The following is a 14764-nucleotide window of genomic DNA, read 5'->3' on the forward strand; positions in this document are numbered from 1 at the left end:
TTGATAGTGAGCCCGTCTGTGATACCGTCACGGAAACGATCCTGACTTTTTAAAGCTGGGAAGCTGATCGTGAAAACTCACAGACGGGGAGGCTCGCTGTCAAGGGCAATCGGATAACATGATAAAAGGAACGACACCTTATAAATTTTGTCAAAAAAGGGGTTGCCATACCACTCCCGAGTTTCGATTTTTAAATGTTTTAATCAAAGAAACTGAATGGTTGCTATCTGAAAGTTATCTCGAATGGATAACTTTACTATTCTTGATATCAAATATTTTTGAAAAGAAAACAACTCAAGAATTTGATTCAGATAGTCGGTTAAAAGAGCTGATAAAGGAGATGGTTGCTAACTTCGAAAAACAGACATTTATTACAATTAAAGATAAAGATAACTTTGAACGGCGTATTCTGAATCATTTGCGTCCCGCCTGTTTTCGAATTAAATATAACTTGAGCTTAGGTATCTATTCGTTAGACAGTCTAATCCAAGACAGCAATCATGCTATTTTGTGTGATTTAATGAAAGAACTTATCGTTCCTATTGAAAATTGGTTAAGGAGGGCTTTTCCTAATGACGAGTTAGATCTGCTGTCATATTATTTTGGCTTTCAGTTGAGCAATCAACACATAATAAAACAAAAACCGAGAGCAGTTGTTGTTTGTACAAACGATGTCATGGTATCAAAAGTAATTAGGGAAAGTTTGAAAAAGCTTTTTAGTGAACTACAATTTTTGTCATCATTTTCTGTTCGTGATTTTTATCAATTTGAAGTGGACTATGATCTTGTATTTACAACGATTCCATTAGAAACTGAATTGCCACAATTTATTATCAATCCTATCATGACATACAAAGAACAAATCAGTTTACGTTACAGAGTATTAAATGAACTAGGAATCAATGAAGTTGATCAATCAGTTGATAAACTGATTTCAATTATTCAAAAACATGGAAAGATTTCTAACCCTAAAGCATTAAGAGAAGAGTTACAATATTTCCTGCTCCAAGAAAAACAAGATTTACCTTTCGAAAATGCCAAAGGGTTACCTTCATTGACGTATTATTTAAAACCAAACTATATCACACTTATTGATAAGAAAATTACATGGGAAGATGCTGTTGCTTTAGCATGTAAACCGTTAATAAACAATCAAATCATTAATGATGAATTTTTAGCAGATTGTATCAGACAAATTAGACAACCTAATTATTCCGGATATTTTGGAGAAAAGAGTTGTATCCCACACACGACTATTGATCATGGCATTCAAAGAGAAGGCATTAGCTTGTTAATAAACAAACAAGCAATTGACTTCCCAAACCGAAAGGGAATACAGATAATTTTTCCTTTATCTTTTCTTGATTTGACAAAACATTTGAAAGCAATTAATCAGATTGCTGACATCAGTACAAATAAAACTTTTTTAGAAGAGTTACTCACTAAACAAGATGAAAAAACTATTTATCAATTGATTCGTCAATTTACATGAGAAGAGAGGTCCAAAATGAGAATAGAAGATTATCCACGCTTTACAATTATTATGCGCGGCTATACTTTTCAACAAGCAGAGGCAATTTTAAATGCTATCGAAGGATTAGAAACTAAATTTGCTGTTGAAATAACATTAAATACACCCGATTCACTGAATCAACTAACTTTATTGACAAAAAAATACGGGAATTCAATTTACATTGGAGCGGGTACTGTTCGATCGATTGATGATGTTAAAGCAGCAATTCAGGCAGGGGCAAAATTTTTGTTGGGTCCTCATATGTTCACACAAGATATGATAAATTTTGCTAAAGAACACGAGGTACTCAGCGTACCCGCAGCGATGACTCCTTCGGAAATTGATGAAATGTTCAAACGGGGAGCAGATATCGTCAAAGTTTTTCCAGCTATAGTCTTATCACCACGTTTTTTCAGAGATGTGCAAGCTCCTTTAGGAAAACTTCCATTGATGGGAGTTGGAGGAATTACAGTGAATAATGCAAAAGATTTTCTTTCAAATGGCGCTAGCTATTTAGGACTTGGCTCGGGAATGTTCGATAAAGAGGACTTGGTCCGCTTAGATAGTAAAAATTTATCAAAGTCCATGCGTAAATTAATTTCTAGTGTGAAAGGAGCAAGTGTTTAATGGAATTGTTTTTATGTGAAGATTTAGTATTCAGAGAAGTTATTGCAAAAACGAAAGAAGAAGTATTAAGCTTTTTAGCTGAAAAGTTATTTGAAAAAGGTTGTGTAAAACAAGAATACATTGAAGCTATTCAGGAGCGTGAAAAGGAATATCCTACAGGATTGCCATCATCAGAACCAAGAGTAGCAATTCCACATGCAAATTTTGAAATGGTGAATAAAACAACTTTGGCTATTGCTACCTTAAAACAGCCTGTTGAATTTCACAATATGGAAAAAAAACAAGTCAGATTACCTGTCCAGATAGTAATTATGATGGCTATTGGTGAGCCTCACGGACAAGTAGATATGTTGCAAAAGATCGTTACAATTATTCAAGATGAACCGCTGAGAAAAGCAATGATACAAACGAAATCAAATAGGGAACTATTACAACTTTTAGAGCAGGCTGTTGCTTAAAATTAGAAAATTATTTTAACTACTTTAAGATTGTGTTTCTAATAGAATTAGGAGGAAAAAATTATGAAAAGAATTTTGATTGCTTGTGGGAATGGAATTGCTACATCAACAGTAGTAGCAACAAAAGTAAAAGAATATTTAACTAACAAAGGTATTCAAATTGAAACGACTCAAACTAAACTAATGGAAGTTCCAAGTAAAGTACAAGACTACGATTTATTAATTACAACAGGAGAATTTGAAGGTCAGACCGGAGATGTACCAGTTGTTAAAGGCATGCCAATTTTAATTGGAATAGGTATGGAAGAAACGATGGAAGAAATATTGAATTATGTTAAATAGTTAAATTTTCATAAGGAGGAATAACAAATGAAAATAATTATGGATGTCTTTAATTTTCTGATGGCTGCTGGACCAACTGTTATGTTACCGGTCATTATCACAGTCATTGGATTAGTTTTCGGACTAAAAATCACACGTGCATTTAAATCAGGATTAACATTGGGAATTGGTTTTGCAGGAATTAAACTGATTCTTGATTTTATGACGACAAATGTAGGGCCCGCAGCAAAAGCAATGGTTGAGCGAACGGGAGTACAATTAGATGCATTAGATGTTGGATGGGGTTCAATTGCGGCAGTCACATGGGCTTCACCAATTATTGCGATACTAATCTTTGCAATACTTATTGTAAATATCGTCTTACTAATTTTGAAACGTACAAATACACTTGACGTTGATATTTGGAACTATCACCATATGGCGATTGTAGGTGTAATGGTATATTTTGTTACAAAAAATGTTCTGTTAGGAGTCGGAGCTTCAGTTGTTATGGCGATTATCACTTTCAAAATTTCTGACTGGTCACAGCCAATGGTAGAAGGTTTTTTTGGAATTCCCGGGGTTTCATTACCAACTGTTTCAGCTCTATCATCACTAGTAATTGCTTGGCCTTTAAATTGGTTGCTGGATCGTATTCCAGTATTTCGTAAATCAACTTTTACAATTAAAGATGCACAAAAATATTTAGGTTTTTTTGGAGATTCAATGATTATGGGACTAATCATTGGCTTAGTCATTGGAGTATTAGCAGGTTTCGACATTACTCAAATATTTCAATTAGGTGTAAGTATGTCAGCTGTCCTAGTACTAATTCCAAAGATGACCTCATTATTTATGGAAGGTTTAATGCCTATATCTGATGCTGCCCAAAAATGGTCTCAGCATAAGTTTAAAGGTCGTAGCCTGTTTATTGGGTTAGATGCAGCAGTTGTAGTCGGAAATCCCGATGTTATCACTACTGCCTTAATCATAATCCCATTGACAATTGCTATGGCTTTAGTGCTACCAGGAAATCGAGTGTTACCATTCGCTGACTTAGCAGTTGTTCCTTTTCGTGTAGCAATGGTAGTGGCTTTAACACGAGGAAATCTTCTAAAAAATATAGTAATCGGTTTAGTAGTGACAGCATCGTTACTATGGTGTGGTACAGCTACAGCACCAGTATTGACATCAATTGCTAAATCTGTCGGCATTGAGTTAGGAGCAAGTTCAATGTTGATTTCATCCTTTGCTGCAACATCAATGATTCAAAGTTATTTAGTATTTCTAGCGTTTTCATATAAACCAGTCATTGGTATTCCATTACTGATACTAGTCTTTTTAGGTGTGTGGTACTATTTTGAAGGTATAAAAAAAGTTAATGTAGAACATGCTAAAGAAGTTTTGTCAAATTAGAGGAGGATTATTTTGAAAATATCAAAAATAACAATATATAAAGTAAAACCGCGATGGATATTTATCAAAATTAGTACTGATGAAGGAATCGAAGGATGGGGGGAAATGATATCGGGAACTAAAACAGAAACTGTTGTTGCTGGAGCTTATGAAATCGGCAACCGTTTAATTGGTAGAAATCCTTTTGAAATAGAGAGATTATTTCAAGAGATGCACCGATCTTTTTTCAGAGGCGGGCCTATTAACGGAACAATTGTTTCTGGTATTGAGATGGCGTTATGGGATATTAAAGGGAAAGCGTTTGGCGTTCCTGTTTATGAGCTATTAGGAGGTGCTGCTCGAGATAAAATCAAAGTTTATTCTTGGATTGGTGGGGACCGTCCAAATGAAGTGTTAGAGCAAGCGCAAGATCGTTTTAATCGTGGCTTTACTGCAATAAAAATGAACGCAACATCGGAGCTACATTATATTGACTCTTATGAAAAAATAGAAGAGGTTGTTGAACGAGTAGCTTCAATCCATGACTACTTTGGCAATCGCATGTCTGTTGGTGTTGATTTTCACGGACGTGTACATAAGCCAATGGCAAAGGTCTTAGCAAAAGCACTTGAACCCTATCATCCGATGTTTTTAGAAGAAGTTGTACTGCCAGAAAACGAGGAGCATTTCAAAGAAGTAGCTAATACTGTTGCAGTTCCACTAGCGACTGGAGAACGGTTATATACACGATGGCAATTTAAAAATATTTTTAGTCAAGGTGCAATTGATGTTATTCAACCAGATGTAGCTTTATGTGGCGGCATCTTAGAAACCAAAAAAATCGCAGCCATGGCAGAAGCTTATGATGTTGCAGTTGCTCCACATGCTCCTTATGGTCCTATAGCATTAGCCGCAACTTTACAAGTAGATTCATGTACGCCAAACGTTTTTATTCAAGAACAAAGTCTAGGAATTCATTACAATAAAGGTTTTGATTTATTAGATTTTGTGAAAAATAAAGAGGTCTTTCAATACAAAGATGGCTATGTCAATTTACCTGATAAACCAGGTTTAGGTCTTGAAATGGACGAAGATAAAATCAAAGAAATCGCATTAGAAGGGTTAAATTGGACTAATCCGCAATGGAAAAACTATGATGGAACAATAGCTGAATGGTAGAGGAACGGTGTAATTAATGGCTGAGTCACTAATGATTGCAGTTTTCTTAATGATGTGGATTGTTTTACAAGTCAGAAAGCAAAGAAAAATAAAACTGCTCGCTAAAAGAAGCTGGATGAAAAAAATAATCTCTATTGCTTTAGCCATTCTGCTTATTGTATTTTTTTGGTCCGACATTTTAGCAGATCAGCTTAAACTGATTACTTTTGTCATTTTAATCCTTAATTTAGGATTTATTAAAGAGGGAATTAGCGAGAGTCATTTAGTTAAAGTTGGTGTTTTAGAAGGAGATTTATACAAGTTTAAAAGAATTGAAATTGAAGAGTTATCGAACGGAACACAATTTGTCTCCTTTTATAAAAATGAAAATAATAGACTATCAATGATTTTTGATACTACACAGACAGAGCTAGTTTCCTACTTTGACCAATATGATTTGCTCAATCTCATAGTTATCAATGTCAAATGAAATCCTCTCCACAAAAAAAATGGAACGGCTGTTTCGTAAAAAGATAATTAAAAGAGTAAAAATAAGGAGATTATCCATTTTCGGATAATCTCCTTATCATACGTAACGTAGTTTTTTTCAGCAGTCTCTATAATCTGCCTCAGACCTTACGATTGATTACGCTTTTCTTTCTTGTTGCAGTGCTTTTAATCCTGCCATGTTTAACAAGTTCCAAGGTGTGTCAAATTCTGGTTGGAAGAAGAAGTCGGCATATGCCAGTTCTTCAATGGTGAATTTGGTTTGGATGGCAATGGAAATCGCATTGATATTTGCTGTCAAATCCTGTTTGGATAAGATTTGAGCACCTAAAATTTCCAGAGTGCTTGGATCGTAAACCAATTTGAACATGACCCGTTCCTTCATTTCTTTTGGAATGAAGTCCATTAATGTGTCTTGATCCAGCGTCACTGATTTGACATCAATGTTCAGCTTTTCTGCCATTTGGTCATTTAGACCTGTTGAAGCAAATTTATAATCAAAAACTCGTAAAGCTGACGAGCCCTGCACCCCAGGGAATGGTGCTACGGGTTCAATCAGGTTTTTAACCGCATAACGGCCTTGACGTCGTGCATTTGTAGCAAGAGAAATATTGATGTCCGTTTTTCCAGGATTGTATTGGATCAGTGTTGCATCCCCAATAGCAAACACATCTGGCTGGCTAGTCTGCATGTAGCGGTCAGTTTTAATCATTCCGTTAGGCAGCAAGTCAACAGCTCCTTTGAGCCATGCCGTATTGGGGCGTACACCTGCGGACATGATGACTAAATCTGCCGGATATTCCGCTTTATCAGTAATGACAGACGCAACTTTTCCTTCGCCTGTAAAGCTTGTTACGGATTCTTTCATTGCCAAATGGACACCTTTGGCTTCCATTTCTTTTTCAAGCACATCGGTGAAACTTTCATCTAAGTAAACACCGAGCGGCCGAGGAATAATATCGACTACTGTCACGTGTTTACCTGCTAAAGCAAAGGCTTCAGCTGCTTCAATGCCAATGTAGCCGGCACCAATCACGACAACATGTTTGATTGCCGGATCTACGGAAAGTAACCTTAAATCAATAGTGTCTTGACGTCCGCGCATGGTTTTGATGTTGTCTAAATCATTTCCCGGAACAGGAAGAATGAATGGATCAGCGCCCGGACTTAAAATAATTTTATCATAGGACTCGATCCGCTCTTCACCGGTCAAATGATTCAGCACATGTACCTGATGTTTGTCGGCTTCCAGTTTAGTAATTTCTTGGTTTGTGAAAACGTGAACCCCACGTTTTTCCATCTCTTCAGCAGTCATATAACGTATCGAATTTACGTCAGTGACTACTCCCTCAAGATACATTTGGGTACCTCAACCCATAAATGAGATGAAGTCGCCTTTTTCATACCACTGAATTTCAGCATCTGGATGCGTCAACAATAATTCTTCGACAGCTTCATAACCGCCATGCGAGGAACCTAAAACGATGACTTTCATAAAAAATTACCTCCTATATATATTTAGTACACCCTAATTATAACTAATAAATGGTCTAAGAGATAACGATATGCTTTTTTGTGTCTAAAAATGATGCAGAAAATGAATTTGAAGTGGTTAGAAAATAATTACTGCTGATACATTTAAATGTTAATCTGACGAGTCAAACATTTGAAGTGCAAAAAATATACAAAGATGGCGGCAAGTAGGCTAACTCGTGAAAATCAAGGGTGACGTTAGCATTACGCGATTTCCGAAGACTGTTCAATACGACCGGACAGTAAACACTTTATCGGAGTCGATATTTTCATTCAAAAAACATGAAAATAGCAAAACTGTTGGTAAGCCAACAGTTTTTTTGTCCGTATTTTGATACGATTGAATTGTGAAAAGATATACAATCAGCTGATGTAATCGGACGTTTAGTCAATGCAGTCTCAGATGAGAGGTGATTAGCAGTGAGTGGTAAAAAAGCCTGCCGTTTAGAATTTTATGGTGGTTGCAAGATGGCGATATTACCGATTTTATTGTACATTTTCCTCAGTGCGTTTTTTGCTGTTTTTTATCAGTATTACTCGATGCGGGCGTTAGTATTTTCTGCTTTTATTGGTTTGTTAGTCGGGTTTTTATTTGTGAAGAATAAAGCAAAGTATTGGGATGCTGTAATTTCAGGATTGTCGCAGTTCGGCAATGCTAAACTGATTTTTACGTTTCTGTTAATTGGTGTGTTTACTAAGATGTTGACTTTCGGCAAAATTGGAAATGGTTTCGTTTGGTTGAGTACACAAATGCATATTTCAGGCAGTCTGTTCGTGGTGTTCGCTTTTCTAGCTTCATCAATCATTTCTTTGGGAGCGGGCGCACCCATCGCCGCGATGTTTGCAGTCGTGCCCATTTTTTATCCGCCGGGGATTTTACTGGGGAGTGAACCCGCCGTGCTGCTCGGAGCTCTTTTGAGCGGTGTCTTTTTCGGCGATGCGCTGTCTCCCAGCTCGCAAGTCATCAACACCACTATTGACACGCAAAAAGATGGCGAAACACAGGAAACTGCCGATTTGCAAACGGTTTTGAAAGAACGGACACCTTGGCTTTTGTTGATTGCTGTGATAGCAATGGTGCTTTTTTACCTATTCGGCGGGGCTGAAACAGGCCAAATGGCCAACCATTTGGCGCTACTGGCTGATTTTTCGGACAGTTCGGGCCTTTGGATGCTGGTGCCTGTTATTGTTTTACTGGTGGTCAGTTTTAAAACCAAGAATTTGTTTCTGGGGCTTCCAATCGGTATCTTGACGGGGCTTGTTGTCGGGTTAGTGACAGGCATTTTTTCATGGCAGGATATCGTGTTTGTCAATGCGGAAGCGACACAAATCAGCGGTATTATCTTCGACGGCATTTACAGCATGGTAGATATCGTGATTTCCACGATTTTGCTGTTCGGGATGATTTCAGTTGCAGTAGAGGGCGGTGTCTTGGCGCTTTTTTGTGACTGGGTGCTTTCTAAAAGAATTTTTTGCAGTACCAAAGGAGCTGAGCTTGTACTAGTTCTCGGCACAGGTATCGTCAATATTTTTCTGTCAGGTTGTGTGCTACCAGCAATTTTGCTGTTTGGGCATATCGCAGATACCATCGGGCAGCGCAGCGGGATTCCGCCTGGCAAAAGAGTCTATTTGATGACAGGCATCGCGACAAGTGTGACAGCTATTATCCCCGTCAACAGTGCTTTTGTGATGGGGGCCATCACATTAATCAACGAGATGCCGGACATATTGCCTCAGTCTGTTGTACCTAGTCCGTTTGCGATATTCAGTTCCAGCTACTATTGTATTTTGCTGACGGTTGTCTGCTTTATTTGGATTTTTGCGGAAAGAGGCAAAAAGAAACTGCCTCTTGCTCAAAATGCGTAATGTCAAGAAATAGATGAGAAGGTGAACGATTATGGATGAAAGATATGATGTCATCATTGTCGGCGGTGGTCCGGGCGGTCTGGCAGCTGCCATTTACGCAGGCAGGTCGGAATTAAAGACACTCGTAATTGAAAAAGGCGGGTACGGGGGACGTATCAAAGAAACAGCAGAAATCAAAAATTATCCTGGCACGATTTTGGATTCCGGAACCAATCTGATGCTTAAATTCAAACAGCACGCGGAATCTTATGACACTATCTCGTTCAAGCGCACCACTGTCACTGCGGTTTCAACAGATGACGGCGGGGTAGTGGTGGACACGAAACGGCGGGGCAGTTTTTACGGAAAATTGTTGATTGTCGACACTGGAACGGAGCCGCGTACATTGGGCATTCCAGGAGAAAAAGAATTTGTCGGAAAAGGTGTGTCGTATTGTGCTACTTGCGATGCCGAATTTTTCAAGGGACAGGAAATCCATGTGCTCGGCGCAGGCGACCAGGCAATTGAAGAAGCTAATTATTTAACCCGCTTTGCCTCAAAAGTCAACATCATCGTTTTGCATGAAGAAGGTCATTTAGACTGCAATGAAGCGTCGGCCAGACGGGCAATGAAAAATCCGAAAATCAATTTTATTTGGAATGCTACTTTGGATAAAATCGAAGGGACTGACCATGTTGAAAAAGTGGTCATTAAAAATGTTCAGACAAATGAGCTGACAGAAGAGAAATCAAAAGGTGTTTTCTTCTTCATCGGGATGACACCTAAAACAGACATCGTCAGAGAGCTGGTGGACTGTGACGAAAAAGGCTTTATTCTTGTCAATGAACAGCAGGAGACCAGCGTGCCGGGGATTTACGCAGTGGGTGACTGTACAAACACATTTTTAAGGCAAGTTGTGACAGCAGCAGCTGACGGTGCCAGGGCGATTGTCTCAGGCGAACGTTATTTGACGGAGAAGGAAGAATTGGATGAACTGCTCAAGCCGGAATCAGGGGCTGTCGCTTTTGTCTTTTATGACCCGTACAGCAGTCGGGACATTGAAGTGGCGGCAACGTTTGAGCAGCAACTGGCACCTTCGTATAAAGTATACAAACAGGATATTTCAAGACAGCGCCTTTTGTATAGGAAATTGGCGATTCAACAAACGGTGTCTGCAGCATTGTATCAATCAGGTGAATTAGACAAAATTCTGACAGAAGAAGAGTTGTCTGTATAAAATGAATAGGAGTGAAAAAAATGGGACAACCAAAAGTTTTTCCGCATGGTACGACAGTTTATCAGCCGGACAAGTGCTGGAACGGTTACACAATCGTACCGTTGATTAATGATGGCGTCTTGTTATTTGACATGAACGGGAATGAAATCCGGCGCTGGAACATGCAGGCGATGCCGCCGAAATTATTGCCTGGCGGATACGTTATGGGAACATCTGGTTTCAGACATCCGGACTATGGTATGCAGGATGGCGTCAATCTGATTCAAATCGATTACGACGGCAACATTGTCTGGGAATTTGACCGTCTTGAAGAAATCAATGACCCGGGACGCGACCACCGCTGGATGGCACGGACACACCACGACTATCAGAGAGAGGGCAATCCGGTTGGTTATTATGTGCCGGGGATGGAGCCTAAAGTATTGTCAGGCAACACATTGATTTTAGGCCATCAGACAATCCATAACCCGTTGATTTCTGACAAACGCCTGCTGGATGATGTGATGTATGAAGTGGACTGGGAAGGTAATATTTTATGGCAGTGGTCTATCAGCGACCACTTTGATGAATTCAACTTTGATGAAGCTGCTAAAAATGTGCTCTTCCGTGACCCGAATATGCGCGCATCAGATGGCGGTGTCGGCGATTACTTGCATGTGAACAGTATGAGTTATCTGGGGCCAAACAAGTGGTTCGACCAAGGCGACCAGCGCTTTAAGCCTGACAACATCATCTTCGACTGCCGGGAAGCTAATATTTTGGCAATATTGGATAAGGAAACAGGCAAAATCGTCTGGCAAATCGGGCCTGATTTCAGCTTGACACCAGAACTGCGGAAGTTGGGCTGGATTATCGGTCAGCATCATTTCCACATGATACCGAAGGGCTTGCCGGGTGAGGGGAATTTGCTAGTTTATGATAACGGCGGCTGGGCAGGGTACGGTGTGCCGAATCCAGGTTCGCCGATCGGCAGCAAAAATGCCTTGAGAGATTACAGCCGTGTGCTGGAATTCGACCCGATCACATTGAAAATTATTTGGCAGGTAACGCCAAAAGAGCTTGGCCACGCTATTCCGACTGACGCCAGCAAGTTTTACAGCCCTTACGTCTCAGCAGCCCAACGCTTACCGAACGGCAACACATTGATTACAGAAGGTTCGGACGGCAGGCTGATTGAAGTGACAGTTGATCACGAAATCGTTTGGGAGTGGATCTCACCATATTACACTCATTCAGAAGAAGGCAAACCGTCCAATAATATGATCTACCGGGCGTACCGCTACCCGTATGATTATGTTCCGCAAGAACCGAAACCAGAGGAAATTGCCATTGAACCTATCGACAATACAACTTACCGTGTACCAGGAGCCGGCAAGTTTGGCGCAAAAACAGTCATCGATGTCGAAGGGACACTGCCGTATTATGCGGATGTCGCTTTATGTGTGGCAACCGATGATGAGGAGGATGTCGTCAACAAAGAAAAAATCTTTGATGTCAACCGGGATTTCTTTGTACCGATTACAGAAGAGACATTTGCAGAACAAGTGTTGAATCAGGAAAAACCAGTGCTGGTATTATTCGGCGCGGAAAGATGTCAGCATTGTAAGGCGCTTCACCCTGTCCTGGAAGAGGCGTTACAAGAAGAGTTCAACGGGGAATTCTTAATTAGATATGTTGATGTCGATATCGAACAAAAAATCGCCGAGCGGCATAAAATCGCCGGCATACCAGTTGTCGTCATCTACAAGCAGGGGAAAGAGCTGCAACGCTTCAGCGGCGAAAGAGATTACGATGACATTTGTGATTTTTTGGATGATGCTTTAAAATAAAAAGTAGAGATATGCGTGAATGAAAAATTCTCCTGTCTATCACCTTTGTGGTAGACAGGAGTGGTTTCATGTATAGAATAAGAATGATGTTAGGAGTAAATGCAGGTGAATATTTTTAAAAAAAGGTCTTTTTGGCTCGCAGCTGGTGTGACCCTGTTTTGTGCGTTAGCGGCGGATCAGTTAGCGAAGTTGCCGGGCTTAAAATTGATAGGGACTCTAGTGTTGGCACTATTACTTGGCATGCTGTTGCAGCTAGTCAAACCTGTCCGGGAACACTCAGCAGCAGGAGTAGGATTCATTTCAAATAAATTTTTACGATTGGGCATTATTTTACTGGGTTTTAGACTCAACTTGGAAGATTTGGCAAATTCAGGTATCAAAACCATTTTGCTGGCAATCGTCGTTGTGTCATTTACGATTCTAGTCACGTATCAATTATGCCGGAAAATGAATGTAGAAAAAGAATTGTCCATTTTGACAGCTTGCGGATGCGGGGTTTGCGGTGCTGCAGCTGTCATGGGTGTTTCCCCGCAAGTCAAGGCTGAAAAGGATGACTCCGTGCTGGCAATTGCTGTCGTTTGTATTATGGGCACACTGTTTACATTGATTGAAATTGTCATTAAGCCACTTCTCGGGATGGACGCTGTTCAGCTGGGAGTCTTGAACGGTGCATCATTACATGAAATCGCCCATGCCGTAGCGGCCGGCGGTTCGAACGGGGAAGTGGCACTCAACGCAGCACTGATTATGAAACTTTCGCGAGTGATTTTATTGGCACCAGTTGCATTGCTCGTTGGTGTCTGGTATCAAAAAACGAGTCATTTTGAAGTCAGCGGAAAACAAAAACTGCCAATTCCCTGGTTTATGGCAGGCTTTCTTGCCTCCAGTGTTTTGGGCACGTTTCTCCCGATTTCAACCGGTGTATTGGATATGCTGGTGGAATTGGCATACATCTGTTTAGGGATGGCGATGGCCGCACTGGGCTTGAGTGTCAACTTCAGAGTCATCAAGGAACGTGGAATGAGTGTTTTTATAGCCGCTTTTATCAGTTCCTCTCTGTTATTAGTGTTGGCTATTTTTGCCAGTAAACTGTTCTTTTAAGCGAATCGTCTGTCGGTTTATGTGAATTTAAGAAGGAGAATGGGGATATGTGTGAAACTGAATTTATTCAAGCTTGTCTCAATCATCCCGATATCCATCGCAACGTTGTCACAAAACGGTACAAAAAAAAAAGGCTGTTGGAAACAGCCGGGACACCGATTTCTCATATTGGTTTTGTGCTTGACGGTTTTTTGAAAGCTATCACTTACACAAAGGACGGCAAAGAATTGTGCAGCTCTGTGTTCACAAAAGGCAGTATTCTGCTGGAGTACTTATACTTGTCCGGCAATGCCGATTATACATTTGATTTAGTCACTCTTTCCAAAGCGCGGATTAGTTGGATACCTGTTGATGTGTTTGCTGAGGCTGTTTTAAACGACAACCAGCTTTTGAGATTATACATCAAACATCTGGCTGTAAGAGGTGTCGACAACCAAAGAATGATTACTTGTTTGGGTTATAAAACGATTCGCGAACGGATTTGTTACTGGATTTCCAGCGAAGGTAATTTGGAATTAGACCTTTGTAAAATTCCGACACATGTCCGGCTGCCTGTTTCTCAAGAAGCTTTTGCAGCTCTTATCAACGTGACGCGTGCCTCTTTGAATCAGGAACTGCATAGAATGGAAGATGAATCATTTTTTAAATTAAACAAAAAAATCTTGACACACATAAACAAAGAAAAAATACTGGCGAATCTTTAGTCAATGTAGCTTAAAAACAGGAAGGAGAACTCTTCTTCCTGTTTTTTTGCGTGACATTTAAGGCATATACTGATTGTAAGCCATTACGGGGAAATGAAACAATATGATGGCTAATCTATTGCGGGCGGACGGGTACAAAGTCGTCTCTGCCCATATTTATTTTGATACGAGTATTAAAAATATGCTAGCACCTAAGAAAGGCGGACTAGCATATTTTTAAATTCTTTATACGAAGATGTTGAAATCAGCTTAGAAATATTTTCGTCTTCGGTTAGAATCATAGTTAATGAATCGAATAAGTCTAAAAACATTTTTCTGTCACTTTTGCTGATAGCCAACATTAATACTACGTTCACTTCAGTATCAGCCCAAGGAATTTTATGCTTATCATCATTTAATATGAGACACATTCCAGATTTTTTTGCATTTAATTTCATCGCTAGCAATAATATTTTTCTTTTGCACCTCAAGTGCACCTCCAATGCGAAATACAATATACCCAATTTTATCGTCGGTAATTGAATAGTTAATTCTTT

The 14764-nt window shown here is 39.7% G+C and carries 13 protein-coding genes and 1 pseudogene; 12 read left to right on the forward strand and 2 right to left on the reverse strand.

What is annotated here, in order from left to right:
• Nucleotides 1-172 precede the first annotated feature (172 nt).
• The 7 genes and pseudogenes from CBF27_RS13070 to CBF27_RS13100 all read left to right on the forward strand — a co-directional run.
• Nucleotides 173-1492, forward strand: a pseudogene (locus tag CBF27_RS13070) (PTS sugar transporter subunit IIA); the annotation flags it as partial.
• Between the two features lie 15 nt (nt 1493-1507).
• Nucleotides 1508-2140 carry a bifunctional 4-hydroxy-2-oxoglutarate aldolase/2-dehydro-3-deoxy-phosphogluconate aldolase gene (locus tag CBF27_RS13075; protein WP_126815030.1) on the forward strand — a complete coding sequence of 211 codons (633 nt, stop codon included), beginning with the start codon at nt 1508-1510 and terminating at the stop codon, nt 2138-2140.
• Nucleotides 2140-2598: a PTS sugar transporter subunit IIA gene (locus CBF27_RS13080; RefSeq protein ID WP_126815032.1), complete on the forward strand. Its 459-nt coding sequence runs from the start codon at nt 2140-2142 to the stop codon at nt 2596-2598. Before CBF27_RS13075 ends, CBF27_RS13080 begins: the two co-directional genes overlap by 1 nt.
• Nucleotides 2599-2661: 63 nt before the next feature.
• Nucleotides 2662-2940 carry a PTS sugar transporter subunit IIB gene (locus CBF27_RS13085; RefSeq protein ID WP_126815035.1) on the forward strand — a complete coding sequence of 93 codons (279 nt, stop codon included), beginning with the start codon at nt 2662-2664 and terminating at the stop codon, nt 2938-2940.
• Between the two features lie 27 nt (nt 2941-2967).
• Complete coding sequence (locus tag CBF27_RS13090) at nt 2968-4335, forward strand: PTS galactitol transporter subunit IIC (RefSeq protein WP_126815037.1); 1368 nt, start codon at nt 2968-2970, stop codon at nt 4333-4335.
• 12 nt (nt 4336-4347) lie between these two features.
• The gene (gene dgoD, locus CBF27_RS13095; RefSeq protein ID WP_126815040.1) at nt 4348-5493 is read left to right on the forward strand and encodes a galactonate dehydratase; all 1146 of its coding nucleotides are present in this window, start codon (nt 4348-4350) and stop codon (nt 5491-5493) included.
• Between the two features lie 16 nt (nt 5494-5509).
• On the forward strand, nt 5510-5962 hold the full coding sequence (locus CBF27_RS13100; protein ID WP_126815042.1) for a hypothetical protein: 453 nt from the start codon (nt 5510-5512) through the stop codon (nt 5960-5962).
• 156 nt (nt 5963-6118) lie between these two features.
• On the opposite strand, the gene CBF27_RS13105 is transcribed toward CBF27_RS13100, so the two are convergent.
• Nucleotides 6119-7474, reverse strand: coding sequence for an FAD-dependent oxidoreductase (locus CBF27_RS13105; protein WP_245986105.1), 1356 nt, complete (start codon nt 7472-7474; stop codon nt 6119-6121).
• A gap of 458 nt (nt 7475-7932) precedes the next feature.
• On the opposite strand from CBF27_RS13105, the gene CBF27_RS13115 reads away from it, so the two are divergent.
• From CBF27_RS13115 to CBF27_RS13135, 5 genes are all read left to right on the forward strand, one after another.
• Nucleotides 7933-9378: a Na+/H+ antiporter NhaC family protein gene (locus CBF27_RS13115; RefSeq protein WP_245986107.1), complete on the forward strand. Its 1446-nt coding sequence runs from the start codon at nt 7933-7935 to the stop codon at nt 9376-9378.
• Between the two features lie 31 nt (nt 9379-9409).
• On the forward strand, nt 9410-10594 hold the full coding sequence (locus CBF27_RS13120) for an NAD(P)/FAD-dependent oxidoreductase (RefSeq protein WP_126815047.1): 1185 nt from the start codon (nt 9410-9412) through the stop codon (nt 10592-10594).
• Between the two features lie 20 nt (nt 10595-10614).
• Entirely contained in the window at nt 10615-12423 is a 1809-nt protein-coding gene (locus CBF27_RS13125) for a DUF6568 family protein (RefSeq protein ID WP_126815049.1), read from the forward strand.
• A gap of 99 nt (nt 12424-12522) precedes the next feature.
• Entirely contained in the window at nt 12523-13524 is a 1002-nt protein-coding gene (locus CBF27_RS13130) for a YeiH family protein (protein WP_126815051.1), read from the forward strand.
• A gap of 47 nt (nt 13525-13571) precedes the next feature.
• Nucleotides 13572-14228: a Crp/Fnr family transcriptional regulator gene (locus CBF27_RS13135; RefSeq protein ID WP_126815053.1), complete on the forward strand. Its 657-nt coding sequence runs from the start codon at nt 13572-13574 to the stop codon at nt 14226-14228.
• Nucleotides 14229-14419: 191 nt separating this feature from the next.
• Here the strand turns inward: CBF27_RS13135 and CBF27_RS13140 are convergent, their stop codons facing one another.
• The gene (locus tag CBF27_RS13140) at nt 14420-14665 is read right to left on the reverse strand and encodes a PTS sugar transporter subunit IIA (protein ID WP_148112307.1); all 246 of its coding nucleotides are present in this window, start codon (nt 14663-14665) and stop codon (nt 14420-14422) included.
• Nucleotides 14666-14764: the final 99 nt, after the last annotated feature.

This window comes from Vagococcus acidifermentans (assembly GCF_003987655.1).
Classification (GTDB): Bacteria; Bacillota; Bacilli; order Lactobacillales; family Vagococcaceae; genus Vagococcus_B; species Vagococcus_B acidifermentans.

Excerpts from the sequence above, each read along its gene's own strand:
- CBF27_RS13090 (WP_126815037.1), top strand. The coding sequence starts at position 2,968 with ATGAAAATAATTATGGATGTCTTTAATTTTCTGATGGCTGCTGGACCA.
- CBF27_RS13075 (WP_126815030.1), top strand. The coding sequence starts at position 1,508 with ATGAGAATAGAAGATTATCCACGCTTTACAATTATTATGCGCGGCTAT.
- CBF27_RS13130 (WP_126815051.1), top strand. The coding sequence starts at position 12,523 with ATGCAGGTGAATATTTTTAAAAAAAGGTCTTTTTGGCTCGCAGCTGGT.
- CBF27_RS13120 (WP_126815047.1), top strand. The coding sequence starts at position 9,410 with ATGGATGAAAGATATGATGTCATCATTGTCGGCGGTGGTCCGGGCGGT.
- CBF27_RS13140 (WP_148112307.1), bottom strand. The coding sequence starts at position 14,665 with ATGAAATTAAATGCAAAAAAATCTGGAATGTGTCTCATATTAAATGAT.
- CBF27_RS13085 (WP_126815035.1), top strand. The coding sequence starts at position 2,662 with ATGAAAAGAATTTTGATTGCTTGTGGGAATGGAATTGCTACATCAACA.
- CBF27_RS13125 (WP_126815049.1), top strand. The coding sequence starts at position 10,615 with ATGGGACAACCAAAAGTTTTTCCGCATGGTACGACAGTTTATCAGCCG.
- CBF27_RS13080 (WP_126815032.1), top strand. The coding sequence starts at position 2,140 with ATGGAATTGTTTTTATGTGAAGATTTAGTATTCAGAGAAGTTATTGCA.
- CBF27_RS13100 (WP_126815042.1), top strand. The coding sequence starts at position 5,510 with ATGGCTGAGTCACTAATGATTGCAGTTTTCTTAATGATGTGGATTGTT.
- CBF27_RS13135 (WP_126815053.1), top strand. The coding sequence starts at position 13,572 with ATGTGTGAAACTGAATTTATTCAAGCTTGTCTCAATCATCCCGATATC.